Annotated in this window: 27 protein-coding genes; 18 read left to right on the top strand and 9 right to left on the bottom strand. The window is 70.4% G+C overall.

The genetic code is table 11. From position 1 onward, the window contains the following. Positions 1–150 precede the first annotated feature (150 nt). From BKA18_RS30055 to BKA18_RS30070, 4 genes are all read right to left on the bottom strand, one after another. Positions 151–2,838 (bottom strand): beta-N-acetylglucosaminidase domain-containing protein, encoded by a 2,688-nt coding sequence (locus BKA18_RS30055; RefSeq protein ID WP_366045871.1) that lies wholly within the window; start codon positions 2,836–2,838, stop codon positions 151–153. A 135-nt stretch (positions 2,839–2,973) separates the two neighbouring features. After that, complete coding sequence (locus BKA18_RS30060) at positions 2,974–3,162, bottom strand: DUF6126 family protein (RefSeq protein ID WP_366045872.1); 189 nt, start codon at positions 3,160–3,162, stop codon at positions 2,974–2,976. 38 nt (positions 3,163–3,200) lie between these two features. After that, positions 3,201–3,827, bottom strand: a complete 627-nt coding sequence (locus BKA18_RS30065; RefSeq protein ID WP_366045873.1) for a helix-turn-helix domain-containing protein — start codon at positions 3,825–3,827, stop codon at positions 3,201–3,203. 120 nt (positions 3,828–3,947) lie between these two features. After that, positions 3,948–4,337 carry a VOC family protein gene (locus BKA18_RS30070; RefSeq protein ID WP_366045874.1) on the bottom strand — a complete coding sequence of 130 codons (390 nt, stop codon included), beginning with the start codon at positions 4,335–4,337 and terminating at the stop codon, positions 3,948–3,950. A 329-nt stretch (positions 4,338–4,666) separates the two neighbouring features. Between BKA18_RS30070 and BKA18_RS30075 the strand changes: the two genes are divergently transcribed. From BKA18_RS30075 to BKA18_RS30090, 4 genes are all read left to right on the top strand, one after another. Further along, positions 4,667–5,116 (top strand): ribonuclease domain-containing protein, encoded by a 450-nt coding sequence (locus BKA18_RS30075; RefSeq protein ID WP_366045875.1) that lies wholly within the window; start codon positions 4,667–4,669, stop codon positions 5,114–5,116. A gap of 405 nt (positions 5,117–5,521) precedes the next feature. After that, entirely contained in the window at positions 5,522–6,190 is a 669-nt protein-coding gene (locus BKA18_RS30080; protein WP_006602230.1) for a bifunctional 4-hydroxy-2-oxoglutarate aldolase/2-dehydro-3-deoxy-phosphogluconate aldolase, read from the top strand. A gap of 190 nt (positions 6,191–6,380) precedes the next feature. Continuing rightward, positions 6,381–7,208 carry a transporter substrate-binding domain-containing protein gene (locus tag BKA18_RS30085; RefSeq protein ID WP_366044857.1) on the top strand — a complete coding sequence of 276 codons (828 nt, stop codon included), beginning with the start codon at positions 6,381–6,383 and terminating at the stop codon, positions 7,206–7,208. A 28-nt stretch (positions 7,209–7,236) separates the two neighbouring features. Next, positions 7,237–7,446: a PaaI family thioesterase gene (locus BKA18_RS30090; protein WP_429638783.1), complete on the top strand. Its 210-nt coding sequence runs from the start codon at positions 7,237–7,239 to the stop codon at positions 7,444–7,446. A 37-nt stretch (positions 7,447–7,483) separates the two neighbouring features. Here BKA18_RS30090 and BKA18_RS30095 read toward each other — a convergent pair whose 3' ends face one another. Beyond that, positions 7,484–7,879, bottom strand: coding sequence for a VOC family protein (locus BKA18_RS30095; protein WP_366044856.1), 396 nt, complete (start codon positions 7,877–7,879; stop codon positions 7,484–7,486). A gap of 417 nt (positions 7,880–8,296) precedes the next feature. Between BKA18_RS30095 and BKA18_RS30100 the strand changes: the two genes are divergently transcribed. From BKA18_RS30100 to BKA18_RS30145, 10 genes are all read left to right on the top strand, one after another. After that, positions 8,297–9,016 (top strand): GntR family transcriptional regulator, encoded by a 720-nt coding sequence (locus BKA18_RS30100; RefSeq protein ID WP_366044875.1) that lies wholly within the window; start codon positions 8,297–8,299, stop codon positions 9,014–9,016. A gap of 496 nt (positions 9,017–9,512) precedes the next feature. After that, complete coding sequence (locus tag BKA18_RS30105; protein ID WP_006602225.1) at positions 9,513–10,535, top strand: sugar ABC transporter substrate-binding protein; 1,023 nt, start codon at positions 9,513–9,515, stop codon at positions 10,533–10,535. A 185-nt stretch (positions 10,536–10,720) separates the two neighbouring features. After that, on the top strand, positions 10,721–11,734 hold the full coding sequence (locus BKA18_RS30110) for a sugar ABC transporter substrate-binding protein (protein ID WP_176969494.1): 1,014 nt from the start codon (positions 10,721–10,723) through the stop codon (positions 11,732–11,734). Further along, on the top strand, positions 11,731–12,786 hold the full coding sequence (locus tag BKA18_RS30115; RefSeq protein WP_366044855.1) for an ABC transporter permease: 1,056 nt from the start codon (positions 11,731–11,733) through the stop codon (positions 12,784–12,786). Before BKA18_RS30110 ends, BKA18_RS30115 begins: the two co-directional genes overlap by 4 nt. Further along, positions 12,783–13,592 (top strand): ATP-binding cassette domain-containing protein, encoded by an 810-nt coding sequence (locus tag BKA18_RS30120; RefSeq protein ID WP_006602222.1) that lies wholly within the window; start codon positions 12,783–12,785, stop codon positions 13,590–13,592. The genes BKA18_RS30115 and BKA18_RS30120 overlap by 4 nt, the downstream gene beginning before the upstream one ends. A 236-nt stretch (positions 13,593–13,828) precedes the next feature. Further along, positions 13,829–14,950, top strand: coding sequence for an ROK family glucokinase (locus BKA18_RS30125; protein ID WP_006602221.1), 1,122 nt, complete (start codon positions 13,829–13,831; stop codon positions 14,948–14,950). Beyond that, positions 14,947–15,519, top strand: a complete 573-nt coding sequence (locus tag BKA18_RS30130) for a hypothetical protein (protein WP_366044854.1) — start codon at positions 14,947–14,949, stop codon at positions 15,517–15,519. The genes BKA18_RS30125 and BKA18_RS30130 overlap by 4 nt, the downstream gene beginning before the upstream one ends. Before the next feature lie 375 nt (positions 15,520–15,894). Continuing rightward, the gene (locus BKA18_RS30135; protein WP_366044853.1) at positions 15,895–17,325 is read left to right on the top strand and encodes a cellulase family glycosylhydrolase; all 1,431 of its coding nucleotides are present in this window, start codon (positions 15,895–15,897) and stop codon (positions 17,323–17,325) included. Between the two features lie 164 nt (positions 17,326–17,489). Next, positions 17,490–17,915 (top strand): hypothetical protein, encoded by a 426-nt coding sequence (locus BKA18_RS30140; protein WP_366044852.1) that lies wholly within the window; start codon positions 17,490–17,492, stop codon positions 17,913–17,915. A gap of 70 nt (positions 17,916–17,985) precedes the next feature. Beyond that, positions 17,986–18,195: a hypothetical protein gene (locus tag BKA18_RS30145; RefSeq protein ID WP_366044851.1), complete on the top strand. Its 210-nt coding sequence runs from the start codon at positions 17,986–17,988 to the stop codon at positions 18,193–18,195. Here the strand turns inward: BKA18_RS30145 and BKA18_RS30150 are convergent. The 3 genes from BKA18_RS30150 to BKA18_RS30160 all read right to left on the bottom strand — a co-directional run bounded on the left by BKA18_RS30150 (position 18,168) and on the right by BKA18_RS30160 (position 21,858). Continuing rightward, positions 18,168–18,974 carry an alpha/beta hydrolase family protein gene (locus tag BKA18_RS30150; protein ID WP_366044850.1) on the bottom strand — a complete coding sequence of 269 codons (807 nt, stop codon included), beginning with the start codon at positions 18,972–18,974 and terminating at the stop codon, positions 18,168–18,170. The genes BKA18_RS30145 and BKA18_RS30150 overlap by 28 nt on opposite strands. A 122-nt stretch (positions 18,975–19,096) precedes the next feature. Next, positions 19,097–20,653 carry an FMN-binding glutamate synthase family protein gene (locus BKA18_RS30155; protein ID WP_366044849.1) on the bottom strand — a complete coding sequence of 519 codons (1,557 nt, stop codon included), beginning with the start codon at positions 20,651–20,653 and terminating at the stop codon, positions 19,097–19,099. A gap of 119 nt (positions 20,654–20,772) precedes the next feature. Then, positions 20,773–21,858, bottom strand: coding sequence for an SDR family oxidoreductase (locus tag BKA18_RS30160; protein ID WP_366044848.1), 1,086 nt, complete (start codon positions 21,856–21,858; stop codon positions 20,773–20,775). A 46-nt stretch (positions 21,859–21,904) separates the two neighbouring features. Here BKA18_RS30160 and BKA18_RS30165 point away from each other — a divergent pair, with 46 nt between their 5' ends. Continuing rightward, positions 21,905–22,579 (top strand): TetR/AcrR family transcriptional regulator, encoded by a 675-nt coding sequence (locus tag BKA18_RS30165; RefSeq protein WP_366044847.1) that lies wholly within the window; start codon positions 21,905–21,907, stop codon positions 22,577–22,579. A gap of 377 nt (positions 22,580–22,956) precedes the next feature. Here the strand turns inward: BKA18_RS30165 and BKA18_RS30170 are convergent, their stop codons facing one another. Further along, positions 22,957–23,154, bottom strand: coding sequence for a hypothetical protein (locus BKA18_RS30170; RefSeq protein ID WP_366044846.1), 198 nt, complete (start codon positions 23,152–23,154; stop codon positions 22,957–22,959). Between the two features lie 331 nt (positions 23,155–23,485). Here BKA18_RS30170 and BKA18_RS30175 point away from each other — a divergent pair, with 331 nt between their 5' ends. The 3 genes from BKA18_RS30175 to BKA18_RS30185 all read left to right on the top strand — a co-directional run bounded on the left by BKA18_RS30175 (position 23,486) and on the right by BKA18_RS30185 (position 25,977). Continuing rightward, positions 23,486–23,671, top strand: coding sequence for a hypothetical protein (locus BKA18_RS30175; protein WP_366044845.1), 186 nt, complete (start codon positions 23,486–23,488; stop codon positions 23,669–23,671). 332 nt (positions 23,672–24,003) lie between these two features. Further along, entirely contained in the window at positions 24,004–25,212 is a 1,209-nt protein-coding gene (locus BKA18_RS30180) for a serine hydrolase domain-containing protein (protein ID WP_366044874.1), read from the top strand. Between the two features lie 57 nt (positions 25,213–25,269). After that, the gene (locus tag BKA18_RS30185; protein WP_366044844.1) at positions 25,270–25,977 is read left to right on the top strand and encodes a TetR/AcrR family transcriptional regulator C-terminal domain-containing protein; all 708 of its coding nucleotides are present in this window, start codon (positions 25,270–25,272) and stop codon (positions 25,975–25,977) included. Positions 25,978–26,067 lie beyond the last annotated feature (90 nt).

The raw sequence follows: 26,067 nt of genomic DNA on the forward strand, positions 1-26,067 counted from the left end.
TTAGGGCGCGGGAGACCGGCTGCGGGTGCGATGACGCGGCCCGTCCGGGGGAAGCGGACGGCCCCCGGACCCGTGTCAGGGCGGGACGACGCGGCAGGCCGTCCGGCATACCGCGTCGTCGCGGGCAGGGCCGTCCGCGTGGCCCGCCGCTCAGTGCAGAATCACCTCATTGACCTCGGGGACCGCCGACGGGTCCCGCCAGGCCAGCCGTACGGCCTCGATCGCACCGCCGCCTGCCGCAAGCCGCGTATACGCACCGGACAGGGTGCCGAGCGTGCGCCAGACACCACCCGTACGGACCTCGATCCGCGCCGCCGGTCCGGGCGCGCCGTGCGGCCGCAGCACCACCACGGACCGCGCTGTGCGAGGTGCGGAGGGAGTGAACTCCAGCGCCTCGCCGGGCTGGGGTGCCCGCGCCGCGCGGTAGACCGTCGCCGGATCGCCGTCCCCCGCAGACCGCAGCGCGCTGCCTCCGGCCGCGGGCGGGCCCCCGGCCACCGTCGCCTGCTCGGCCCCGGACACCGTGAACTCGCGTACCACCAGCCAGTTGTCCTGGGCCCGGGTGGCCCGCGCCCGGACGTACCGGGCCTTGGTGCCGGCCGGCGGTACGGCTCTCACCTCGGCCTTCCCGTCGAAGGCGGCCAGCTGCCGCCAGTGCGTGCGGTCCGAGGAGTACTCGAGGACGCCCTGGTGCAGGTAGTCGTCCGGGCTGTCGCTCTTGCCCATGGCCAGGGTGACGGGGCCCAGCGGACGCTCGGCCCGCAGATCCAGTCCGACGACGGAACCGGCCCGGGGCGCCGCCCCGCTCCAGAAGTACGTGGCGTCCTCGCCATCGGTCATCCGGGAGGGGGCGTTGTCCTGGTAGACGGAGAGATCCGTCGACGCCCGGGGGCGGCCGGTGATCCCCAGCGCCTGGTCGTGCGCGGCCACCGCATCGTCGACGAAGGTGTCCAGCACGCCGTCCGCCACCAGGACCGGGACCTTCTTCCCCCGCATGTCCACATAGACGAAGGACTGCGCGGTCCGTATCAACTCCGGTAGCCGCTGCCGTAGTTCCCAGGCCCGCGCGCCGTCGCCCGCCTTGGTCGCCTCGATCAGTTGCAGCGCGGTACGTGCCGCGACGCCCCAGGCGTGCGTCGCGTCCAGCCAGGGCGCGCTGTCCCTGACGAAGCCGCGGTCGGGGAGTCGGTCGCGCAGTACGGCCGGGGCGTCCTCAAGGGTCTGCAGCACCGCATCCAGCCGCCGCGCCGGCCCGCCCGCCGTGAACTCGGCGATGGCAGCGGCCAGTTCGGGTGCCTGCTGCGGGTTGAGCGCCGAGGCGTAGCCGGTATCGGCGAAGGCCCGCAGCGCCCGTGCCGTCCGGGCGTCGCCGCCGGCCAGCTCCTCGATCGCCGCGCCCCAGGAGGCCCGGGCGTCATACGCCGTGTCGTTCCAGGAGTAGTCGGCCACGGTGTACAGGGCGAGTTTGGAGGCGGCGGGCTGAATCATCGGGTTCGCGGTGATCCCCGCCAGCTGCTCCGGCAGCCCCTTCTCCCGGCCGTGGAACGGCCCGAGCAGCAGCCGGTTCGTCACATAGTCGTTGACCGGGTAGTTGTCCCAGGTCAGGATCGGGTGCCCGAAGACCTCCCGGGCCTGCTGCGCCTGACGGACGGTCATCGTCGGCGCGATCACCCCCACCCCCGTCCACTCCACCAGCACCTTCGGGTCCAGCTGGGTGGCCAGCGCCTTCTTGTACGGCGACGGCTGCACGTCGGAGTACTCGGTCGGCACCATCTGCAGCGGCCCGGCGCCCGGATGCGCGGCGATGAACTCCCGCTGCACACGGTTGAGCAGATGCGCCTGCGCGGCCCCCGCCGCCCCGCCGCCGGTCCCGAACCGGTCCTTGTCCGCCGCGCAGTTCCAGTCCGTGTAGCTGATGTCGTCCAGCGGCACCGCAAAGGTCCGTACGCCGATGTCCCACAGCGTCTGGAACTTGGCGGTCAGCGCCTTGAGGTCGGCGTCGGAGCTGTAGCAGACGGACAGCCCCGGGGAGAGCGCGTAGGTGAACTCCACATGCCGCTGCTGCGCCCGGTCCACCAGCTCCTTGAGCTGCGCGAGCCGCTCCGCGGGGTACGGGTCACGCCACTTCTCCCGGAGGTAGGCATCGTCCTTCGGCGAGTACACATAGAGGTTCATCTTGTGCGCGCCGTAGAAATCGAGCTGGTCGAGCCGGGCCTCGTGGGACCACGGGGTGCCGTAGAAGCCCTCGATGACACCGCGCAGCGGGGTGGCGGGCCAGTCCCGTATGCGGGTGCCCGCCACCCGGGCGCCCGGCCGGGCCCGGTGCGGCAGCAGTTGCCGCAACGTCTGCGCGGCGTAATACGTACCGGTGGCGTCCTTGCCGGACAGGGCGATCCGCCCCTCGCCGACGGCCAGCGCATAGCCTTCGGCGGGCAGCCCGCCGGGCCCCCGTGCGCCCAGCTCCGCCAGCGCCCGGTCCGCACCCGCGCCGTCCACGTACACCGTGAGCTGCCCGCCGCCCGGCGCCCGCCCGGCCCGTACGACGTGCTGTGCACCGGCGTCGGCCAGCGCCGCCTCGACGACCGACAGCGCGCCGGCATCGGCCTTCGGACCTGCGACGACGGTCACGGACCGGGTCAGGGTGACCCGGTCGGACCGGCGCTGGACGGAGCGGGGCGTGGGGGACAGGGACGGGGCCGCGGCAGCCAGGGGCCGGGTCCGGGCGCCGTCCGGTGCCCGGTCGTGGCCGGTGCCCGGCGGCCCCGACATGCCCGTCAGAGGGAGCACGGCCAGGGCCATGGCCAACGCGGTGGCCGCCGCGGTGCGGGTACGGTGCATCCTTCGGTCCTCCTCGGCACGACGACGTGCGGGGCGGGAGTGCCGCGAGCCGCGTGCGCCAGCAGGCTTCACCCGGCCGCCGTGCCGGGGCCATGGACTTTCGAGCCGAAGGGATGGACGTTGCCGGTCCCGGCGTCACCGCGTCTTGGCGATGACCACCAGGAGACTCATGAACGCCAGCAGCACATGCGTGGCGACGACGTAGATGAAGACCCGCACGTACAGCCCACGGGGTGGCTTGTTCTCGACGTACGTCCGTCCGGACGCCGCCTCGGGCAGCTGCTCCGCCGCCGGGGGACTGGCAGGGGTGGTCTGATCAGGCATGACGCATACGGTCCTTCCGTCGAGAGCGGCGCCCGGGCTCACAGCCCGCGGCGCCTCGCGTCGTCGCCGAGGCACAGGTCGGCGGCCCCGCTCTGCAGCAGGGTGTGGACGAACAACAGCTCCGTCCCGTCCGGAGAGGCGGCGGCGATGCGATGCGGGGTCAGCGAGTCAAAGTGCGCCGCGTCCCCCGGATCCAGCACGTGCACCGCCGCACCGAGCGTCAGCCGCAGCCGCCCGTCGAGGACGTACAGCCACTCCTCGCCGGGATGCACCCGCACCAACTCGCCCTGCGCCCGCTGCGGCACATGCACCCGCAGCGCCTGCATCGCCCGCCCGGCCCCGCCGACGGTCCAGTACGTCCAGCCGCCGGCCCGGGACGGTTCGGTGCGCCCGGCCCGCACGATCGGGTCCCGCTCCGGCGCGGTCTCGCCGAGCAGGTCGGATACCGTGGTGCCGTACGTGCGCGCCAGCGCCAGCAGCATCGGCAGCGACGGCTGCCGCCGGCCGGTTTCCAGCCGCGAGAGATGCGCGGCCGACAGACCCACCAGCCGGGCCGCGGTCTCCAGCGTGAGCCCACTGCGTCGCCGCAGGTCACGCAGGCGCGGTGCGACGGTGGACAGCTCCTCCGGCGGAGCGCCGGAGGGCTCGTCGGGGAGCTCGGTCATGTCCCCGGTATAACGACCTTTCGCCCATCGGGCAAAAGATTTGCCTCTCGGGCAAAAGCCCGACGAGCCCCCGTGCCTACGAGCCGCCGGGCGGCTGCCCGGCGACGGCCCGGGCCGGTCTCACTCCCCGGCGTCCTGCGGGTACCAGCGCAGCTCGACGGTGTTTCCGTCCGGGTCCTCGATGTAGATCGACTGCGCCTCGCCGCGTGCGCCGTAGCGGCTGCCCGGACCGTCCAGCACGGTGAACCGTCCCGAGTCGATGACCTGCTGCCAGTCCAACGGCTCGACGACCAGGCAGATGTGATCGACGTTGGACCCGCCGCGCGCGTCGCCGACGATCAGATCGATGATCGTGCTCGGGCTGACCCGCACCGACGGGAAGGGGGCGTCGCCGGCCCGCCACTCGTCCACCCGGACCGGCTCCAGCCCGAGCGGCCCGCAGTAGAACTCCAGCGCGCGCTCGATGTCCTGCACCTTGAGCACCAGGTGATCGAAGCCCTTGACCCGCATGGGTTACCTCCAGTGATGTGGGCCGAACCGTGGGTCCGGCTCGGCCCGGCCCGTGGCGCTGCGCGCCGGGGCCGATTCCGTTCAACCCGTGAATTCAACCCCAAGCCGCCGGTGTCGGGGTCCGTCTGACGGCGGGACGGTTCGTCCTGCCGGAGAGGGGTGCGGACGGTCGGCGACGTGCCTGCTTCCCGATCACGAAAGGGACTTTCCGTACGTGCTTCTGACGCCCCGTCGGAGACGGGGCAATTGGGCGGACCGTGTGAACTCCCGGAAAACTTCCGCTGCTTGGGATTGACAGGGCCATGTCTACGCGCGTCATTCTGGGAGGCATGAGAATCCCCCCACGGATTACCAGGATCGGCGCCGCAGGCGCCCTCGCATCGGCCCTTCTCATCGGCGGAACCGCTGTTTCCGCCACCCCTGCCGTCGCCACGACGCACCCGGCCACCTCGTACGCCACGACGGCGCACGCGACGGCCGCGCACGCCATGGACATCGGCAAGCTCTGCTACTCCAAGCTGCCCTCGCAGGCCCATGACACCCTCGACCTGATCGCGAAGGGCGGGCCCTACCCCTATCCGAAGGACGGCACGGTCTTCGACAACCGGGAACACGTCCTCCCGGACCAGAGCGCCGACTACTACCACGAGTACACCGTCGTCACGCCGGGCTCGCCCGACCGCGGTGCACGCCGCATCGTGGCCGGCCAGAAGAAGGACGAGGACTACTACACCGCCGACCACTACGGGACGTTCGCCCTCGTCGACCGCAGCTGCTGAGGCCGGCAAACAACGGAAGCAACAGAAACAACAGGAACGACAGGAACGACAGGAACGACAGGAACGACAGGAAGAACGGAGTAACGGGCCTCGCTGGGCCCGTTGTCCGGAGTCCACGGCGGCCGGGGTGCCCATGCACCCCGGCCGCCGCTGTGCTGTGCGCCCCCTCCGACCTGCCTTTTCTCCCCGTTCTCGGCAGAAGGGGCGCATGGGGCGCACCCCCGAGAGAGGATTGTCGGTGGTTCCCGGTAGCGTTTCGGTAGAAACGAGGAGCGGGCGGGCATCGGCGGAAAAAGACCCTCTGTGGTCGGCTGCCGGGAAGCGCCCCGGAACGTGCCCTGTCCGTCATGGGTCACGTACCGGACGGCATGCACTGTCGGAGACAAGGAAGGACGGCGAACTGCCGTGTATCGCTGGGAGATCACCCGTGCCGCACTGGCGCAGCGGGTTTTCGCCATCGTCCGCAGCAGGACCTATGACGAGGCGAGCGCCACCGCCGACACCCTGCTGTCGGCCGGCATCACCAGCCTGGAGATATCTCTCACCACCCCGTTCGCCCTGGAAGCGGTCACCACGCTCTCCCGCGAGCTCGGTGACGACGCGATCATCGGCGCGGGCACGGTCCTTGACGCGGTATCGGCCCGGATGGCGGTCGACGCGGGCGCCCGCTACCTGGTCTCCCCCAGCCTGGACGCCGAGGTCATCCGCACCGGCCACCGCTATGGCGTGCCGGTCTTCCCCGGTGTGTCGACGCCGACCGAGATGGTCCGCGCCCTCGAACTCGGCGCGGACGCGCTCAAGCTGTTCCCCGCCGCGGCGCACGATCCGTCCTGGCTGACGGAGGTCCGGGCCGCGCTGCCGCAGGTGCCGCTGCTGCCGACGGGCGGGGTGACGGTCGACAGTGCACCGGAGTGGATCGCCGCGGGCGCGGTCGCCGTCGGGATGGGCGCAGCCCTCTCCGAGGGGGACCGCGACACCGTCGCCAAGCGCGCCGCCGACCTCCTCGTCCGCCTCGACGAGGCCGCCCCGGACCGTCCGACGACGAGGGGCAGCGCGGACCTCTACGAGGACTGAGGTCCCGTCGGTGACGACGACTGACGTCCCGTCGGTTACGTGGACCGAAGATCCGTCGGTTCGCCGCTGCCCGGGCCCCTGCGGCCGTTCCACCAGCCGCTCAAGGGGTGCACCGGCAGCACGGCTCTGCCACTCTGAGGGCTTCGACCGTGTGCTCACGCCGCCGCGTACCGGAGTCCCAGGAGCCCTGATGAAGCGCGCCGCCGCCCTCTCCGCCCTCGCCTGTCTGCTCGCCGTCACCGCCGCCGCCCCGGCGGTCTCGGACTCTCCCGCGCGGGGCCGGGACACCGCCTCCCGCGCCGCCGGGAAGACCTCGGCGCTCGATGCCGTCCCCCGGCGCGGGGTGCTGCGGGTCTGCACCACCGGCGACTACCGGCCCCTCAGTTACCGCGACCCCGGGACCGGCAGGTACCGCGGTGTGGACATCGAGATGGCCCGGGATCTCGCCAAGAGCCTCGACGCCAGGCCGCGTTACGTGGCCACGACCTGGGCACGGCTCGTCGGCGATCTGTCGGCCGGCCGCTGTGACATCGCCATGGGCGGGGTCTCCGTCACCCTCGCACGCGCCCGCTCCGCCTACTTCAGCGAGCCGACCCGTACCGACGGCAAGACGCCCCTGGTGCGCTGTACGGACAAGGACAGGTACCGGACCCTGCGGCAGATCGACCGGCCCGGCACCCGGGTCATCGTCAACCCCGGTGGGACGAACGAGGAATTCGCCCGCTCCCACCTCAAGCACGCCACCCTCACGGTGCATCCGGACAACACGACGATCTTCGACGAGATCATCGCGGGACGTGCGGACGTGATGATGACCGACGCCAGTGAGACCCGCTACCAAGCCAAGATCCACCCCCAACTCTGTTCGCTCCACCCGGACAAGCCCTTCACCTTCTCCGAAAAGGCCTACGCCCTGCCCCGCGGCGACGACGAGTTCAAGGCCTATGTGGACCAGTGGGTCCACCTGGCCACCCACGACGGGACGTACCGCAAGTACGAGGACGCCTGGCTGAAGTAGCGCGCTCGCGAGGCCCGGCGGCTTCACGATCCAGTACGTGCGTCCGGCGCGCGGCCGGACGCTGCGGGCCCGCGCCGAGGTCGTCCAGGCCGGGCGCCGGCAGGCCGTGTGCCGCGGCGAACTGACGGTGATCGACGAGGCGGGGACGGAGCGGGTGTGTGCGGTGGCGCAGGGGACGGCGCTGCCGCTCAACGGTGCCCCGGACGGTGGCGGGGCGCGCCAGGACCTGTCCGGTTGAGCGGACCCGGGCCGGCCCGGCCGGCCCCCGCGGGCGATCAGCCGCCGGTGCCGGTGTCCTCGGTGGCGGCGTCGTCGGCGGGTGCTGCCGCGTGCGCCAGGACATTGACCACCCGGCCGTTCGGGTCCTTGACGAAGAAGCGGCGGACGCCCCACTCCTCGTCCTGGAGCGGCCGGACGATCCGCGCGCCGGAGCTCAGCACGGCCGCGTAGGCCGCGTCCACGTCCTCGACCTCGATGCTCAGATCGGGGGTCACCGGGGCGGTCTTGTCGTGGGTCAGGAAGGTGAGCTGGGCGGTGGGGTTGGCGGGGGAGGCGAGGGTCATCACCCAGCCCTGGTTCATCACCTCCTCGAACCCCAGCAGGCCGTAGAACGTGCGGTTCTCTTCCAGGGCGTCGCACTGGAGGTCGGGGACGACGCGGCGTACGGGCACGGGTGGCTCCTTCGGGGTGGGACGGGACGGGACGGGCGGCCGGCGGCTGCCGGGCCGGGGGCGAGCAGTGGGAGGTGCCGGACGGATTCTTCCGTGCGGCGTCCCGCGCCGCCTGCGGTTCCCGGCACGTCGGCATGCCGGGCCCGGCACGTCGGCACGCCGGGCCCGGCGCCTCGGCAAGCCCTGTCCGGTCCGTCGGCAAGCCGTGGCCGGCACCCGGTGTCCGCGCCCGGCCGCCGTACGCCGAGGGAATCGGCCCCCGACGCCGCCCGACCTGCTTACATGGCCTCACCCACCCTTGTCCGGACAATGTGACCTCCGGACTTCCCGTCATCTGCCCGGGCGGATACGCTCGCGAGCGTGGGGAAACGCGAGAGTGAAGAGGCCCTGGGCGCCAGGAGCCCCGTCCAGTTCAGCGTGGACCGGAGCAGTCCGGTCCCGTTGTATTTCCAGCTGTCCCAGCAGCTGGAGGCCGCGATCGAGAACGGCAAACTGGCACCCGGCAGCCTGCTCGGCAACGAGATCGAGCTGGCCGGCCGGCTCGGGCTGTCCCGGCCGACGGTCCGGCAGGCCATCCAGTCGCTGGTCGACAAAGGGCTGCTGGTGCGCCGCCGCGGCATCGGCACCCAGGTCGTCCACAGCCAGGTCAAGCGCCCGCTGGAGCTGAGCAGCCTCTACGACGACCTGGAGGCGGCCGGACAGAAGCCCGCCACCCGGGTGCTGCTCAACACCACCACCGAGGCCGACGCCGAGGTCGCCGCCGCGCTGGGGATCGCCGAGGGGGCGCAGGTCGCGCTGGTCGAGCGGCTGCGGCTGACGCATGGCGAGCCCGTCGCGCATCTGCGCAACCACCTTCCCGCGGGGCTGCTGCCGCTGGAGACCGCCGCGCTGGAGGAGACCGGTCTGTACCGCCTGATGAGGTCGGCCGGCATCACGCTGCACAGCGCCCGCCAGGCCGTCGGCGCCCGTGCCGCGACCGCGGAGGAGGGCGCGCGGCTCGACGAGCCCGAGGGCGCCCCGCTGCTCACGATGCAGCGGACGACGTTCGACGACACCGGGCGCGCCGTCGAGTTCGGCTCGCACGTCTACCGCGCGTCCCGTTACGCCTTCGAGTTCCAGCTGCTGGTACGTCCCTGAGCGGGGCGGGCGCGCGGTTTTCCGGCGCCCGCGGTGGGCGGGAGCGTCCCCGGGAGGGTCGGAGCGTCCCCGCGCGGGATGGCGCCGACCGGTGCCCCGCCGCGCCGTCTCTCGTCCGTCTCCACGGTGCGCCTACGCCGGTCCCGGAGTGCCGCCCGGGCCGGCGGACAGCGCCGCGCCGTCGTACGCCGTCACCCGCCTCCGGAAGGTCTCTTCGCCTGCCTCCGGCAGGAGCCGTCGCCGGCCTCCGGCATGCCTCCGCGCCTGCCTCGTACGGATGCCCCGTACGGATGCCCCAGAGGGGCCTTGCATCCGCCGCCCCGTCCTCCTGAGGCTGCCGGGCCGGGCGATATCACCCGTAATTCCCTGCTTTAACGGGGCAGTCTAAAGCCCAGTCGTCAGAATGTTCTGACAAACCATTGACGTGGCTCCGTGCGCGCCGTTACAAACTCCTCCAACCGCATTCCGGCGGCCGGGAGAAAAAGGCGGTTCCACGATGAACGGCGTGCGTACGGCTAGCCCCTTCACTGTCCGCGGCAGCGCGGTGCGCTGCGCCGCCGCCTTACTGACCACCCTCGCGCTGACCACCGGATGCGCCGCGGCCGGCGCCCAGGACGCCACGGACGGCAGCGGCGGAACGGGCAAGGGCGCCGCCACCCCGCACATGACGATCGGGATGGTCAGCCACTCCGGCGACGGCGACACCTTCTGGGACATCGTGCAGAACGGCGCGGAGCAGGCGGCCGCCAAGGATCACGTGAAGTTCCTGTACGCCCACGACAAGGAGGGCGCCCAGCAGGCCGCGCTGATCCAGTCGTACATCGATCAGAAGGTGGACGGCCTGATCGTCACCCTCGCCAAGCCGGAGGCCGTCCAGGCGGCCGTCCGCAAGGCCGTGGCGCGGGGCATCCCGGTCATCACCATCAACTCCGGTGGTGAGTTCTCCAAGGCGTACGGTGCGTTGACCCACATCGGGCAGGACGAGTCGGTGGCCGGCCGCGCGGTCGGCGAGGAGCTCAACCACCGGCACGCGAAGAAGACCCTCTGCGTCATCCACGAGCAGGGCAACGTCTCGCTGGAGGACCGCTGTGCGGGTGTCCGCAAGGCGTTCCACGGGACGGTCGAGAACCTCGATGTCGACGGCACCAACGCGCCGGCCTCGCAGTCCTCGGTCGAGGCGAAGCTGCAGTCCGACAAGTCCATCGACGCGATCGTCACGCTCGGTGCGCCGATGGCGGCGATCTCCGTCAAGGCCAAGGAGCAGGCGGGCAGCTCCGCGCAGATCGCGACCTTCGATCTGAACTCCGCCGTCGTCAAGCTGCTCAAGGCCAAGGACGTCACCTTCGCCGTCGACCAGCAGCCCTACCTCCAGGGCTACGAAGCGGTGGACCTGCTGTGGCTCCACCGGGCCAACGCCGATGTGCTCGGCGGCGGCAAGCCGGTGCTCACCGGGCCCGCCCTGGTCACCGAGGAGGACGTACCGAAGCTCACCGAGTACACCGGGCGAGGCACCAGGTGAGGCCTCAGGGAAGACGGGACCACCCCATGAACCGGGACAGATCACCGGTAACGGATACTTGGCCGGTTGAGCCGGCCCGACCGGTGCCGTGGCACCACACGACACAGGTACGAACCGGGCAATCCGGACAGCGAATACAACCAACCAGGCCGACACGGCCGCATGAGCGGGAAGGGCGAGTCCTCGTGGCACGGGTTCGAAGAAGGGGACGCGTGGTCGGCGCCGTACTGGCGGCGGTGCTCGGCGCCTCCCTGGCGGGGTGCAGCAGCACCGGAGGCTTGCGCGCGGAACAGGAACGCGCCGCCAAGACCGCCGGCGGCAAGGCCGCGGTGAACACCCCCCGGTGGACGTTCGCGATGGTCACCCACTCCGGAGACGGCGACACCTTCTGGGACATCGTGCAGAACGGTGCCCAACAGGCCGCCGCCAAGGACAACATCAAGTTCGTCTACGGGCACGACAAGGAGGGCCAGCGGCAGAGCCAGCTGGTGCAGTCCTACATCGACCAGAAGGTCGACGGGCTGATCGTCTCGCTGGCCAAGCCCAACGCCATGAAGGACGTGGTCGCCAAGGCCGAGAAGGCCGGCATCCCGGTGATCACGGTGAACTCCGGCGCCGAGGAGTCCAAGGCGTTCGGCGCGCTCAGCCACATCGGCCAGGACGAGACCGTGGCCGGTGAGGCGGTCGGCGAGGAGCTGAACAAGCGCGGCCGGAAGAAGGCCCTGTGCGTGCTGCACGAGCAGGGCAACGTCGGCCACGAGCAGCGCTGCGACGGCGCCAAGAAGACCTTCAAGGGCGATCTGCAGAAGCTCTACGTCGAGGGCACCAACATGCCCGACGTGCAGTCCTCCATCGAGTCCAAGCTCCAGGCGGACCGGGGCATCGACTCCGTCGTCACGCTCGGCGCCCCGTTCGCCGCCACCGCCGTCAAGGCCAGGGAGCAGGCCGGCAGCAAGGCCGAGATCGACACCTTCGACCTCAACGCCCAGGTCGCGACCGGGCTCAAGGACGGCTCCCTCGGCTTCGCCGTCGACCAGCAGCCCTACCTCCAGGGCTACGAGGCCGTCGACCTGCTGTGGCTGTACAAGTACAACTCCGACGTCCTCGGCGGCGGCAAGCCGGTGCTCACCGGACCCCAGGTGATCACCAAGAAGGACGCCGACGCCCTGCAGGACTACACGAAGCGGGGGACCCGATGAGCCGGACCGAGGCGTCCCCGGTGCAGCCCGCCAAGATCGACGAACGGCTGCTGCACCGCTCCCTGACGCGCAGACTGATGGGCCGCCCCGAACTGGGCTCGGTCGTCGGCGCCGCCGCCGTCTTCGTCTTCTTCTCGATCGTCGCCGAGCCGTTCCTGCAGGCCTCCAGCCTCTCCACGGTGCTCTATGCGTCCTCGACGATCGGCATCATGGCCGTGCCGGTGGCGCTGCTGATGATCGGCGGGGAATTCGATCTGTCGGCCGGTGTCATGGTCGTCAGCTCGGCGCTGATCTCGTCGATGTTCAGCTACCAGATGACCGCCAACACCTGGGTGGGCGTCGGGGTGTCGCTGCTGGTCACCCTCGCCATCGGGGCGTTCAACGGGCTGTTGCTGACCCGTACGAAACTGCCCAGCTTCGTCATCACGCTCGGCACCTTCTTCATGCTGACCGGCCTCAACCTCGGCTTCACCAAGCTGATCGACGGCACCGTCTCGACGAAGTCCATCGCCGACATGGAGGGCTTCAACTCGGCCCGTACGATCTTCGCCTCGCATCTGACCCTCGGCAGCGTCGACATCCAGATCACCATCCTGTGGTGGCTCGTCCTGGTCGGCTTCGCCACCTGGATCCTGCTGCGCACCCGCGTCGGTAACTGGATCTTCGCGGTGGGCGGCAACGCCCAGGCCGCGCGGGCGGTGGGCGTCCCGGTCACCAGGACCAAGATCGGCCTCTATATGGGCGTCGCCTTCGCCGCCTGGGTCTCCGGCCAGCATCTGCTGTTCTCGTACGACGCGATCCAGTCCGGCGACGGGGTGGGCAACGAATTCCTCTACATCATCGCGGCGGCGGTCGGCGGCTGTCTGATGACCGGCGGCTTCGGCTCGGCGATCGGCGCGGCCGTCGGCGCCTTCATCTTCGGCATGGCGAGCAAGGGCATCGTCTACGCGCAGTGGAACCCGGACTGGTACAAGTTCTTCCTCGGCGCGATGCTGCTGCTCGCCACACTCCTGAACGCATGGGTCCGCAAGCGGGCGGAGGAAAAGGCATGACAGCGCTGGTCGAGCTGGCCGACGTCAGCAAGTACTACGGCAACGTCCGGGCACTGGAGGGTGTGTCCCTGGAGGTGCACGCGGGGGAGATCTCCTGTGTGCTCGGGGACAACGGCGCCGGCAAGTCCACCCTCATCAAGATCATCGCCGGGCTGCACCGGCACGACGCGGGCTCCTTCACCATCGAGGGCGAGGAGACCACCCTGTCCTCCCCGCGCGAGGCCCTGGACCGCGGCATCGCGACCGTCTACCAGGACCTGGCCGTGGTCCCGCTCATGCCGGTGTGGCGGAACTTCTTCCTCGGCTCCGAACCGACCACCGGCGTGGGCCCCTTCAAGCGGCTCGACGTCCGGACGATGCGCGAGACCACCCGCAGCGAGCTGCTGCGGATGGGCATCGACCTGCGCGACGTCGACCAGCCGATCGGGACGCTGTCCGGCGGTGAGCGGCAGTGCGTCGCCATCGCCCGGGCCGTCTACTTCGGCGCCAAGGTCCTCGTCCTGGACGAGCCGACGGCGGCGCTCGGCGTCAAGCAGTCCGGCGTCGTCCTCAAGTACGTCGCGGCCGCCCGGGACGCCGGACTCGGCGTGGTGTTGATCACCCACAATCCGCACCACGCCTATCTCGTCGGCGACCGTTTCGTGCTCCTCAAGCGCGGCACGATGGCCGGCAGCCACGCCAAAACGGAGATCGCCCTGGAGGAGCTGACCCGCCAGATGGCAGGCGGCAGCGAGCTGGAACAGCTCAGTCATGAGCTGGCCCGCACCGCGACGCCGGAGTTCCCGGGAGGTCACCGGCCCGAGTGAGGCACCCTGGGGAGGCGCCGCGCCCCGCACCGCCTCCGGGCCGTGCGGGGCGCATCACCGTCGGTCGCGGTGCGCCGGACGCCGCCGGTGATGCACAATCGCAGCGAACCAGCACATCGAGGCCCCGGCCTCCCGAGACCCGCAGGGACGAGACGACTCTTGCGCAGCAGCAGCCGCATGGGGGCATCACCCACGCCCTTCAGGCAGTGGGGGAGCCACGGCGAAGAGGTGGGTCGATGAGCATGTACCGGGACCGGGTGCACCGCGGATCCGCCAGGGCCACCGTGCTGCGCACGGTCGGCACCCGCGAGCGGCGCTCGCACCTGACCGCCCCCCGGGTGCCCACGGTCGGCATCGACATCGGCGGTACCAAGGTCATGGCGGGTGTCGTCGACCCCGACGGCACCATCCTGGAGCAGATCCGCACCGAGACGCCGGACAAGTCCAAGAGCCCCAAGGTCGTCGAGGACACCATCACCGAGCTGGTGCTCGACCTCTCCGACCGGCACGACGTCCACGCGGTCGGCATCGGCGCGGCCGGCTGGGTCGACGCGGACCGCAGCAAGGTGCTGTTCGCCCCGCATCTGAACTGGCGCAACGAACCGCTGCGCGACCGCCTCGCCGGCCGCCTCGCGGTGCCGGTGATGGTCGACAACGACGCCAACACCGCTGCCTGGGCGGAGTGGCGCTTCGGCGCCGGACGCGGCGAGGACCACCTCGTCATGATCACGCTCGGGACGGGCATCGGCGGCGCGATCCTGGAGGACGGCGCGGTCAAGCGCGGCAAGTACGGCGTGGCCGGTGAATTCGGCCATATGCAGGTCGTCCCCGGCGGCCACCGCTGCCCGTGCGGCAACCGCGGCTGCTGGGAGCAGTACAGCTCCGGCAATGCCCTGGTGCGCGAGGCCCGCGAGCTGGCCGCCGCCGACTCCCCGGTCGCGTACAACATCATCGAGCGGGTCGGCGGGCAGATCGGCGACATCACCGGACCGCTGATCACCGAGCTGGCCCGGGAGGGCGACGCGATGTGCGTCGAGCTCCTCCAGGAGATCGGCCAGTGGCTCGGCGTCGGCATCGCCAACCTCGCGGCCGCCCTCGACCCGTCCTGCTTCGTCATCGGCGGGGGCGTCAGCGCCGCCGACGACCTGCTGATCGGCCCGGCCCGGGACGCCTTCCGGCGCCAGCTCACCGGCCGCGGCTACCGCCCCGAAGCCACCATCGCCAAGGCCCAGTTGGGCCCCGAGGCCGGGATGGTCGGCGCCGCCGACCTGGCCCGCCTGGTGGCCCGCCGCTTCCGGCGCGCCAACCGGCGCCGCGTCGAGCGGTACGAGCGCTATGAACGGACCGGCCGCCGATGACCGACACCGACCTGCACCCCCTGCACGACGACCCGCACCCCGCCCAGCCGCCCCGCGTCAAGCGCCGTCGCCCCCTGCTGACGGCACTGATCGTCTTTCTGCTGATCGCGATCCCGGCCGGCTACATCGTCATCTCCGCCGAGCAGAGCCGCGACAGCGGCGAGGGCAAGGAGGCGGAGGCCGCCGCCACCGGCCTGACCAACGCCTTCCCCACGAAGGTCCAGCAGCGGATCTACAACGTCCCGGTCCCGATCGGCTCCACCCCGGTCTACTACTACGAGACCAACTCCTGGCAGACCAGCTCGCTGTTCGTCCAGTTCCGGACCAACGACTGGGGGCTGGAGCACTACCTCAACGCCATCGGCACCAGCACCGCGGCGCTCAAGAAGCAGCAGCAGACCATCCCGCCGGAACAGGCATCCAAGGTCGGCTGGGGCTTCGACGACGACCTGCCGTGGTCGGGCACCACGACCACGGACCGGGCACCGCGCCCGTCGCAGCGGATCATGGTCAGCTACGACGAGCCCGGACACCCGGTGGTCTACACGGTCTCGACCGTGAGGTTCTGACCCCGTTCCGGGCGGAAGATTCCATACCTTGAGAGCGCGTGCGACGAGTTGCCCCGCCGGAATGTGCTCATCCTCCGGCGGGGCATCGGCTTGCGCGTGCGGGGTTCGAGGCCATCCAGGGCGGCTCGGACGGTCCGACAGGTGACGTTGTGCCGTCTGGCCAGGGCTTCTGCCGAGAGTCCTGCCGTCTCAGCACCCTTCCGGATGCGTCGGTAAAGCTCTCTATCTTGTCGATCTTCTTGGGAGGTGCGGAGGCCAGGCCCGGCAACTCCCGCCAACTCCCGTGCATCCCTGGGAACTTGACCCACCCGCCAGTAGCATCCGGCCGGCCAGTAGCACGCCGCTCAAGCAGCCATCCTCGAAAGGGGCTCCTGCATGCGCCTGACCTCCCGCGTCGCGCCCGCCGCCCTCGCCGTGGCCGCCCTCCTGCTCGGCGTCCTCCCCGCGCAGGCCCAGGCCCACCCTGACCGCGCCCCCGACCGCGCCCCCGACCGGGTCACGGTCGGTGACCGCACCTTCATCGCCGACGGCCAAGGCCGCGCGCTGCAGTGGCGCGGCTTCAACCTCGCCGACAAGAGCAGCCGAGGCACTCACGCGTTCGCCGACATCCACGAGAGCGACCTCGAAGACATGGCCGCCCGGGGCTTCAACCTCGCGCGCCTCGCGTTCTTCTGGGACGACCTCGAACCCACCCCCGCGCACTACGACCGCGGCTACCTCACCAAGATGCGCCGCATCCTCGACTGGGCCGACCGCTACCACATCAAGGTCATCCTCGACGCCCACCAGGACGTATACGGCCCCCACTTCGGCTCCCGCGGCGTCCCCGACTGGGCCACCCGCGACGAGGGGCTGCCGTTCTCGCCGATACCCGACGACTGGTTCTCCGAGTACTTCGAGCTATCCGTACAGACCGCCTTCGACCACCTGTACAAGGACGCCGACCTCCGCGCCGCGCACGCTCGCATGTGGATGACGGTCGCCGCCGCCCTGGGCAGGCACCCGGCACTGCTCGGCTACGACCTGATGAATGAGCCGTTCGCGAAGTTCCTCGACGGCGAAGACCTCCCCACCGCCGCGGCCCGCTTCGAGGCCACCGAGCTCACCGAGCTGTGGAACCGCCTTGCCCGGGCGATCCGCCTGGTCGACCACAGGTCGTGGGTATTCGTCGAACCGACCGTCATCGTCGGTGTCGGCGTCCCGACCCAGATGGGCCACATCGACGACCCGCACGCCGGCTACGCGCCGCACTTCTACGAGACCGCGATGGAAACCGGCGCCGACTACGACCCCAACGGCACCTTCATCCCCGCCTACGAGGCCGCGATCAGCCACTACCCGACCCGCAACCGCATGCCGGTGATCGTGGGCGAGTGGGGCGGCAACCCCTACATTCCGCACGCGAGCCAGTTCGTCACCGACATGACGGCCTCCCTGGACCGCTTCGCCAGTGGCTGGACGTGGTGGCAGTGGTGCCGGGGCGGCGGCTACTGCTTCCTCGACCAGACGGGCGCCGCGAAGCCCAACGCCCAACTGCTCGTCCAGCCGTACGCGCGGGCCGTCGCGGGCGACCCGCTCACGTTCGCGTACGCCCCGGCTACCCGCACCTACACGCTCACCTTCCGCACCCGCGACCACGCAGAGGGGCCCACCCGGATCACCGTGCCCAGGGACACGTACCCAGGCGGCTACCGCGTCGAAATCCAAGGCAGCAAGGCCAGTTGGGACGCCCACGGCCAGACCGTCACCGTGAGCACCCACGACAGGGCCGGAGCCACCTACCGGGTCACGATCAGCCCGAGGTAGCCCACCCGATTCGCTCGGGCTCACGACCACGCCAGGGGACTCGCGGACCAAGCGACATCCCCTCATGCCTTCGGCTCGAACAAGGGTGAAGCTTGTCCGAAAATGGGTCGCTCCAGTGATCGATCCTTTATACGGTCAGAGAAATTTCGAACGGGGAGATCTTCATGATTCGTCGTGTCTCACTGGCAGCCGCCGCGTGTGCGGCCGTTGGTTTCTCGCTTGTCACTGTTCCGGCTCATGCGGCTGGCGCCGAGGCGACGCCCACCCACGCGTCGCAGAAAGTGGCGTCAGGCTCGGACCATGTCAAGTGCACCCGCTTGAGCAAGGGGCAACTCTGCATCGTCATGGACAGCCGGCCCCAGTCCATCGATGTCATCTACACCAAAAAGGGTGGCGCGAACATCAAGGCGCAACTCGGGTATCGCATGAACGGTTCGTCGTCATACGCCGGGCTGGAGACCATCAGCGACGGCGACCGGGCCACCAACACCTGGAAGATGAGCTGGCCCTGCAAAAAGGCCGTTGGCCTGATCAAGGTCAGGGGGCAAGGGACCTTCGAAACCCCGGCGGCGACGTTCCCGGGCTGCTGATGAGGTAGCACAGCACTCGCCACCCACAACACCACCCCCAAGGGGCCCGCCAGGAGCGGGCCCCTTGCGCATGTCCGCACGCGCCCGCCAGGAGCAGGCGCCCACCGCACCAGGCGTGCACCATGCGCGACACCTCGACGAGGAGCACCCCCGCCGCCGCGCCGCAGGGAGACCCGCCCTCGCCACCTTTGGAGCCGAGTTCGACCCCGCCGAGTTCGTCGGACCGGGTGCCCGCCAGGGGGCCCTGCGGGACTACCCGAGCGAGCTCTGCACCACCTGAGATGTGTCTCCTGCGGGCTGTGGTCCGTGGATGTACTGGTCGGCCCAGGCGCTGATGATGTGGGCGGCTCGCTGAGCTTGTCCTCGGGCGGTCAGGAGATGGTCTGCTCCTTCGAGTGAGACGAAGCTTCGCGGGTGCCGTGCCTCGCGGAAGATCTCTCCGGCGTTGTCGATGTGGACGGTGTCGTCGGTCGGCGAATGCAGGACGAGGAGTGGTAGGTCCAACTCGCGAATCCGGTCACGCAGGTGAGCACGGCGGACGTCTTCGACGAAGGCGCGCTTGAGGACCAGGGTCCTCCCGCCGACGAACCACTCGTGCGACCCGTCACTGAGCACGCGATCCACGACCGCGTCGTACTGTCGCTCGACGTGGCTGGGATCGACCGGCGCCCCGATCGTGGCGACCGCGCGGACGCCGGTTGCCTCGGCCGCCGCGGCGAGGACGGCGGCGCCTCCCCATGAGTGCCCCACCAGCAGGTCTGCCGGAGTTCCTCGCTCCGCCATCATGGCTGCGGCACGGATCGTGTCCTGGACCTTGACGGTGAAGGAACCGTCCCCCCAGTCGCCGTCGGAGTCCCCGATCCCGAGGTTGTCGAAGCGCAGCATGCCGATCCCCTCGCGTGCCAGCTGCTTGCTGACACGTGACGCGGCCGGCGAGCCCTTGCCGAGCGTGAAGCCGTGCACGAAGATCCCCCAGCCGCGGATCTCGCCGTCCGGGAGGTCGATCGCTCCGGCCAGTTCGGGGCCGACGACGCTCGGGAATCTCACTTTTTCGCTCATGTTGTGATCACCTAGGCAGGGGCTGTTCGTGGAGCAGGCAAGACAAGGGTGCCACCGGCCGGCGCCACGCGCGCGCTCCGGGCAGGGGAGCGGCGAGCGGGGTGCCTGCCGTGATCGGCGCGTCAGGCGGTCGGCTTCTGGTCGGAGGACTGCTCGGGGGACTGCTCGGAGGTGAGCAGTGCGGTGATCTCCTCGGCGAGGTGCGGGCCGAGCTCGCCCCAGCCGTCCTTGTAGCCGTAGACGCCGGCCAGGGTGCGAGCCTCGTAGTCGCCGTTCATGATCTCGATGTCCGTGGCCGTGATGAGCGCCGGGTGGGCGACACCGACGGCCGCCGAGACCTTCATCAGCTCCTTGCGGAGGGTCCGCAGGTAGACAGCGGCCCGGGTGGCCTTCGAGGTCGGGTCGAGGCCGCGGGCCAGCCACGGGCTCTGGGTGGCGATGCCGGTGGGGCACTTGTCGGTGTGGCACTTCTGCGCCTGGATACAGCCGATCGACAGCATCGCCTCACGAGCCACATTGATCATGTCGGCACCCAGAGCGAAGGCGACCGCGGCGTTCTCGGGCAGTCCGAGCTTGCCGGAGGCGATGAACGTCAGGTCGTCGGTCAGCCCCCGCTCGGCGAAGACGCCGTAGACCCGGGAGAAGCCCATCCGGAAGGGCAGCGACACCGAGTCGGAGAAGGTGAGCGGCGCCGCCCCGGTGCCGCCCTCGCCGCCGTCGATGGTCACGAAGTCGACACCACGGTCACCCCGCGCCATCAGCGAGGCCAGCTCCTGCCAGAACTCCATCTCGCCCACCGCGCTCTTGATCCCGACCGGCAGGCCGGTCTCGGTGGCGAGCAGTTCGACGAAGTCGAGCATCGAGTCGACGTCGCCGAACGCGGTGTGCCGTGACGGGGAAGCGCAGTCCTCGCCGAGCGGGATGCCGCGGATCTCGGCGATTTCCGGTGTCACCTTCGCGCCCGGGAGCATTCCGCCCAGCCCGGGCTTGGCACCCTGGGAGAGCTTGATCTCTATCGCCTTGACCGGGGCGCCGGCGACCACATCCTTGAGCTTGTCGATGCTGAAACTGCCGTCCTCGTTGCGGCAGCCGAAGTAGGACGTACCGATTTGCAGGACGAGGTCGCCGCCGTTGCGGTGGTACGGCGAGAGACCGCCCTCACCCGTGTTGTGCAGGGTGCCCGCCAGCGCCGCCCCCTTGTTGAGCGCCGTGATCGCCGCGCCGGAGAGCGATCCGAAACTCATCGCCGAGATGTTCACCACGCTCGCCGGCCGGAACGCCTTGGCGCGCCCGCGCGGCCCGCCCAGCACCTTGGCTGATGGCAGTAGGGCCTGCGGGTCGTGCAGGTCGGGCAACGTGCCGGCGAACGTGCGCTGCTTCAGGTAGGCGTGCCCCTGCGTGTGCTCGACGTCGTTGTCCGTTCCGAACCCGAAGTAGTTGTTCTCCCCCTTCGCCGACGCGTAGATCCAGGTGCGCTGGTCACGGCTGAACGGGCGCTCCTCGTCGTTGGAGGTCACTATGTACTGCCGCAGCTCCGGCCCGATCGTCTCCAACAGGTACCGGGCGTGCCCGAGCACAGGGAAGTTCCGGAGCAATGCGTGCTTCTTCTGGACAAGGTCACGGGCGGCCACCAGTGCCAATGCTGTTGCGGTGGCCGTGGCGATGCTCCGGGCGCGCATGAACGTTCCTCTCCTCGGTGCTTGACTCCATCTCCATGCGGTGGAGTCGTCGTGCCGGGCGTTGGGCGGCGGGCACGACCCAGCGGGCGTCAGCGTTCGTCGGAGAACGCGAAGTGATACTAGGGGCTCGCCCGGAAAGAGGGGCGCGGGTGGGGTGGTCTTCCCAGTGGTGGGTGGTCCAGCCCATGCTGAGGTGCAGTCGGGGGTCGGCCTCCAGATCCGCGGGCTCCCGCCGGTGCCGGCGGATCGATTTCATCCGCGTCCGGGGACACGAGGCCCTGGTCACGAGCGAGGCGCCGCATCCGTACCGGCGGATCATGGTGAGCTACGACGAGCTGGATCGCGCGATCGTCCTTGACGGTCCGGGCGAGTGGTGTGGTGGGGCGGCCGATGAGACGGCTCAAGTCGCCTGTCGTGCGTGCGAGTTCGCCTCGGCTGACGAGGTCCTCGGCGTCGAGGAGGGCGTCGGCGAGTTCCTTGGGCAGGCCGCTGTCGAGGAGGATTTGGTGGTGGTGGTCGGCGGTGAGTTGCTGGTAGACGGCAGGCCGGTCGGATTGTCGGGAGACCTCGGCGGCGTACTCGGCGAGGCTCCAGGTGCTGTCGCCGCTGAGCTCGTAGACCGCGTTGTCGTGGCCTTCGCCGGTCAGGACCGCGGCTGCGGCCGCGGTGTAGTCGGCGTGGGTGGCGGAGGCGATGCGGCTGTCCGGGGCGGCGGAGCCGAGGAGCACGCCGCGTTCCAGCATGGTGGGCAGCTGCGCGGTGTAGTTCTCGGTGTACCAGCCGTTGCGCAGGGACGTGTACGGCAGGCCGGAGTCCTGGATGGCGTGTTCGGTGGTGTGGTGGGCGGCGAACACCGTCTGGCCGGCGCCGCCGCCGAGGATGCCGGTGTAGGCGAGCTGTGCGACGCCGGCGGCCTTGGTGGCGTCGATGACCGCGAGGTGCTGGGGGACGTGGCGTGCGGTGTCGTTGCCGGAGATCAGCAGGACCCGGTCGCCGGTGCCGAACGCGCCGGACAGGGAGTGGGGGTTGTCGTAGTCGGCGGTGCGGATCCGGATGCCGCGGGCGGCGAGATCGGCCGCCTTGCCGGGGTCGCGGACCATGGCGGCGACCTGGTCGGCCGGGGCCAGTTCCAGCAGGTGTTCCATGACAAGGCGGCCGAGTTGTCCGGTCGCCCCGGTGACGATGAGCATGACGTGTTTCTGCACGTGAACACGGAAGCTGAGGGGGCCTCATGTTGGTAGGGTGGGTTTCATGTCACACCAGTCGTCAACGACTCCGCCCCAGGTCAAGCCGTTGCGCCGGGACGCCCAGCGCAACCGCGACGCGCTCCTGGCCGCCGCCCGCAGCGCCTTCGCGGAAGAGGGGCTGGAGGCGTCCCTGGAAGGCATCGCCCGGCAGGCCGGGGTGGCGATCGGGACGCTGTACCGGCACTTCCCCACCCGCGTGGCTCTGGTGGAGGAGTTGTTCGCCGAGAAATTCCAGGAATGGCTCACGGCCGGCGAGCAGGCCGTGGCCATGGACGACGCCTGGCAGGGCTTCTGCTCCTACCTGGAGAAGTTCTGCGAACTGCAGGCGCACGACCGCGCGTTCAACGACCTGGTCTCCATGCGCCTGCCCACCGAAGCCCTCACCGCGCAGGTCCGCCGGCGCAGCTACGACCTCGCCTGCCAGATCTTCGCAGGCGCCCAGGAACAGGGTGCACTGCGCGACGACGCCACCCCCGAGGACCTCGCCTTCCTCATCTGGTCCCAGGCCCGCATCATCCAGGCCACCCGGACCGTCGCCCCCACCGCCTGGCGTCGCCACCTCGGCTTCACGCTCGACGCCTTCCGTGCCGAGAGGGCCCACCCCCTGCCCGAACCCCCCATGACACCCGACGAGGTCAGCCGCGCCATGACCACCCTCGGCGGCTCCCGCACCGAATGATCCGCTGAACCTCCACCCGGCGTCGTCCGGCTTCGGCAGTACGCGCACGACGACGGTCACGACGCGGGAACCCCCACGGGGCTCGACACCGCCCGACATGCGAGCGCGGGTCACCGGTGAAGAACGGTAGACGGCCGTATCCGGCGACCGGACAGGGGAGCGAGCGCTCTTACGGCCGGTGAAGCCGGCCAACCGGCCATCGGGGAACGACCCGCGGGCCCCGCGCCCGCCGCGACGCCCCGCCGCCTCCGGTGGAGGCCGGGAGGAGTCGCGGCCGGTCCTGCGGAACTCGGCCCGGCCTCAGGGGGGTGAGAACGAGGTGACACCACAGATGCCCCTCGCACCCCAGGGCGCCGGGGGCATCCGCGTGGCGGTGATCAGCGCGAGCCGGCTATGTCCGGGGTGAAGAGCGGGTGGCCACTGACGGTCTTGTCGAGGTCCGGCTGGTAGACGGCCCACCGCTCGGCGATCTTGTTGTTCTCCAGGCGGAAGATCTCGGCCGCGATCAGCGGCTCGGGGCCGAAGCCCGTGACCCGGTTGTAGAAGAACACGAAGTCGCCGTCGGCGATCGTCACGCCCTCGCTGATGGCGGCGAAGGCGCACTCGACGGAGTTCCCAGGCGCTTGCCGTCGCCTCGCACCCGTCGAACCCGGAGAACGGATACGAGGGCATCGACAAGGGGCTGGGGATCAGCCGGGGGGATCCTGCGTAACCGAGTGCGCGGCCGAGTGCGGCCCGCCTCCAGGAAGCAGATGCGGCCCGCGGCCCGTCCGATGAGCGGGCGTGCGCGATCGAAATTGACATGAGGCACTCCTCGACTTTCGTGCTACTGTCGAAACATGAGGATGCCCTCCGGTTGATGTGGGGGTCGAACTACGTCCAGCACGATCCGCAGGTGCCGGACGGGTGCGAGACATTCGTCCAGCTGGTGCAGTCGTTCCCGCCGAACTTCAAGGTCGAGGACGCGCACCCGCGCACTTCGGCCCGCTGTTCATCACCCTCGGCGCCGGCGAGGACGACCTAGACCAGCAGCAGACCCTCATCGACGGTTACCGGTACGGCCTGGTCAAACGCTCCATCCAACTCGGCTGAGGCGAAAATCCCCCGTCCTGCGATCGCGGCCGCCGGCCAGGCGGCTCCGGATTCACACAGGTGCGCGATCTGCGCGGCCGGGGCCTTGCCGACGAAGTCGAAGAGCCCGTCGAGGTCTTGGGCGGCCAGGGCGCGCGGCGGCTCCTGGGGATGTCGGCGCCGAGGTACATCTCCTTGAGGGGGATGTAAGCGCCATGGTCCAGGCCGTAGTTGGGCTTGGACGCGTGTCGGTGCGGAACGCCGATGATGTTTGCGCCCGATGACCAATGGTGTCACCATAGGTTCAAAATTATGGATCGTCTGATCACTGGAGGCTCGAAGTGGTGGATGACATGGGAGGACCGGGCCGCGCGCTGACGGCAGGTGCGGCAGCCGTGGGCCTCGCGGCCGGGGCGAGGTGGCTGTGGCGACATCAGGGTGAGGTCGCGACCTCACGGCCGTTCAACGAGTGGACCTTCACGCACACCTCGGCCCTGATGCCGACCGAGAGCGTGCCGCGTGCGGTGGAGCCGCGATCGCTGCGCTACGCGCCCATAGCCCTCGACGGGTGGACCTACGAGTACGCCGGCGAGCGGCGCACGCTGGCAGACCTGCACAAGCGCACATTCACCACCGGGTTCGCGGTCCTGCACCGCGGACTGCTGGTGCACGAGTCCTACCCGGGGTGGTTCGCCTCGCCGCGGGCCCGCTTCCAGCTTTTCTCCCTGACCAAGTCGGTCACCTCGATGCTCGTCGGCATCGCGCTGGAGGAAGGAGCCATCGCCTCGCTGGACCGGACGGCGGTCTCCTACCTTCCGGGGCTGGCGGGCACCGCCTACGACGACCGCACGATCGAGCATCTGCTGCACATGAGCAGCGGCGCAGCTTTCGTGGAGAAATACACCGACCCGGACGCAACGATCTCGCGCTTCGAGCACGCGGTCATGGGCGACGGGTCGCTCCTGGAGGTGCTCCGCACGGTGCCGAGCGCCGCCAAGCCGGGGACGGTGTTCAACTACTCCACGATGGACTCCCAGGTGCTGGGCTGGGTGTTGGAGGCGGCGACGGGGATGTCGCTGGCGCGGTACGCGGCGGAGCGGTTGTGGAAACCGGTCGGCGCGGAGCTCGACGCACACTACTTCCTCACCCGGAGGCATCCGCGCACGGCGCTGGGCGGCGGCTCGTTCAACGCAGGGGTGCGGGACATGGCGCGGCTGGGTCTGCTGATGGCGCGCGGCGGAGTGCTGGACGGGCAGCAGATCGTGCCCCGGGCGTGGGTCGAGCGCAGCCGCGGCGCGGGCCTGGCGCATCTGGAGGTCGGAGCGCTCGGGCCGGACATCCCGCCGCACTACGGGTACTCCAACCAGTGGTGGACGCTGGGCGGCGCGCGCCGGGCCTTCACCGGAGTGGGCATCCACGGTCAGTTCCTCTGGGTCGATCCGGAGGCCGACGTGGTGGTGGTCAAGACCAGTGCCTGGCCCACGGCGGACGACTTCGATCGGGACGCCGAGACGGTACGGGCGCTGACCGGCCTCGTCTCGCACCTGGAGGCGGGCGGCTGAGCAACTCGCTCGTGGTCCCGGAATCCGCGGTGACAGCGGATGGCTAGGATGGTCGCCATGACGGAATCCGGGACCACGGGCGCGCCTGAGGCGAAGCCCCGGCGGGGCCGTCCGCCTTCCACGTCGCTGAACCAGGGACTGATCCTGGACACCGCGCTCGCCGTCATCGAGCGCGAGGGGGCCGACGCGTTGACGCTGCGTCGCCTGGGCGCCGAACTGGGGGCCAACCACACAGCGGTACTGAGGCACTTCGCGGGCAAGGACGAGATCCTGCTGGGGCTCGCCGAGCGGCTGATCGCGGAAGCGATGGACGGCTTCGTCCCGTCCGCGAGCTGGCGGCAGACGCTGGAGTCGATGGCGAGCCGGGTGCGCGCGGCGTGTTTGGCCCACCCTCAGGTCGCGGTGCTCGTCGCCACCCGCGTCTCCCGGCGCGCGGCGGAGTTCCGGGGGGCGGACGTGGTGATCGGCGCGCTGCGCCAGGCCGGCTTCGAGGACCGCGACGCCGCTCGCTACTACCGGTCGCTGGTGGACACCGCCATGGCGCTGGCGTCCTACGAGGCGGCTGTCACTGCGCTCGACAGCGCGTCCCTGGAAGGGGACCGGATGGCCTGGCGTCGCGAGTACCTGGCCGTCTCTCCGGCCCGGTACCCGGACCTGGCGGCGGTGGCCCCGTTCCTGGCCGAGGCCGACGAGGACGACCAGTTCGAGACGACGCTCGGACTGCTCCTCGACGCCGTCGAACTCCGCGCACGCGGAGGCCGGTAGTCGGCTCTCGACGGCGTGGCATCGCGTCGGCAGCGTCGGGCCGCGGCTCGGCCACCCGCCCGGTTACGGCCTACCGGGGGGCCGGCCAAG

Source organism: Streptomyces auratus (assembly GCF_050433025.1).
Lineage (GTDB): Bacteria > Actinomycetota > Actinomycetes > Streptomycetales > Streptomycetaceae > Streptomyces > Streptomyces sioyaensis.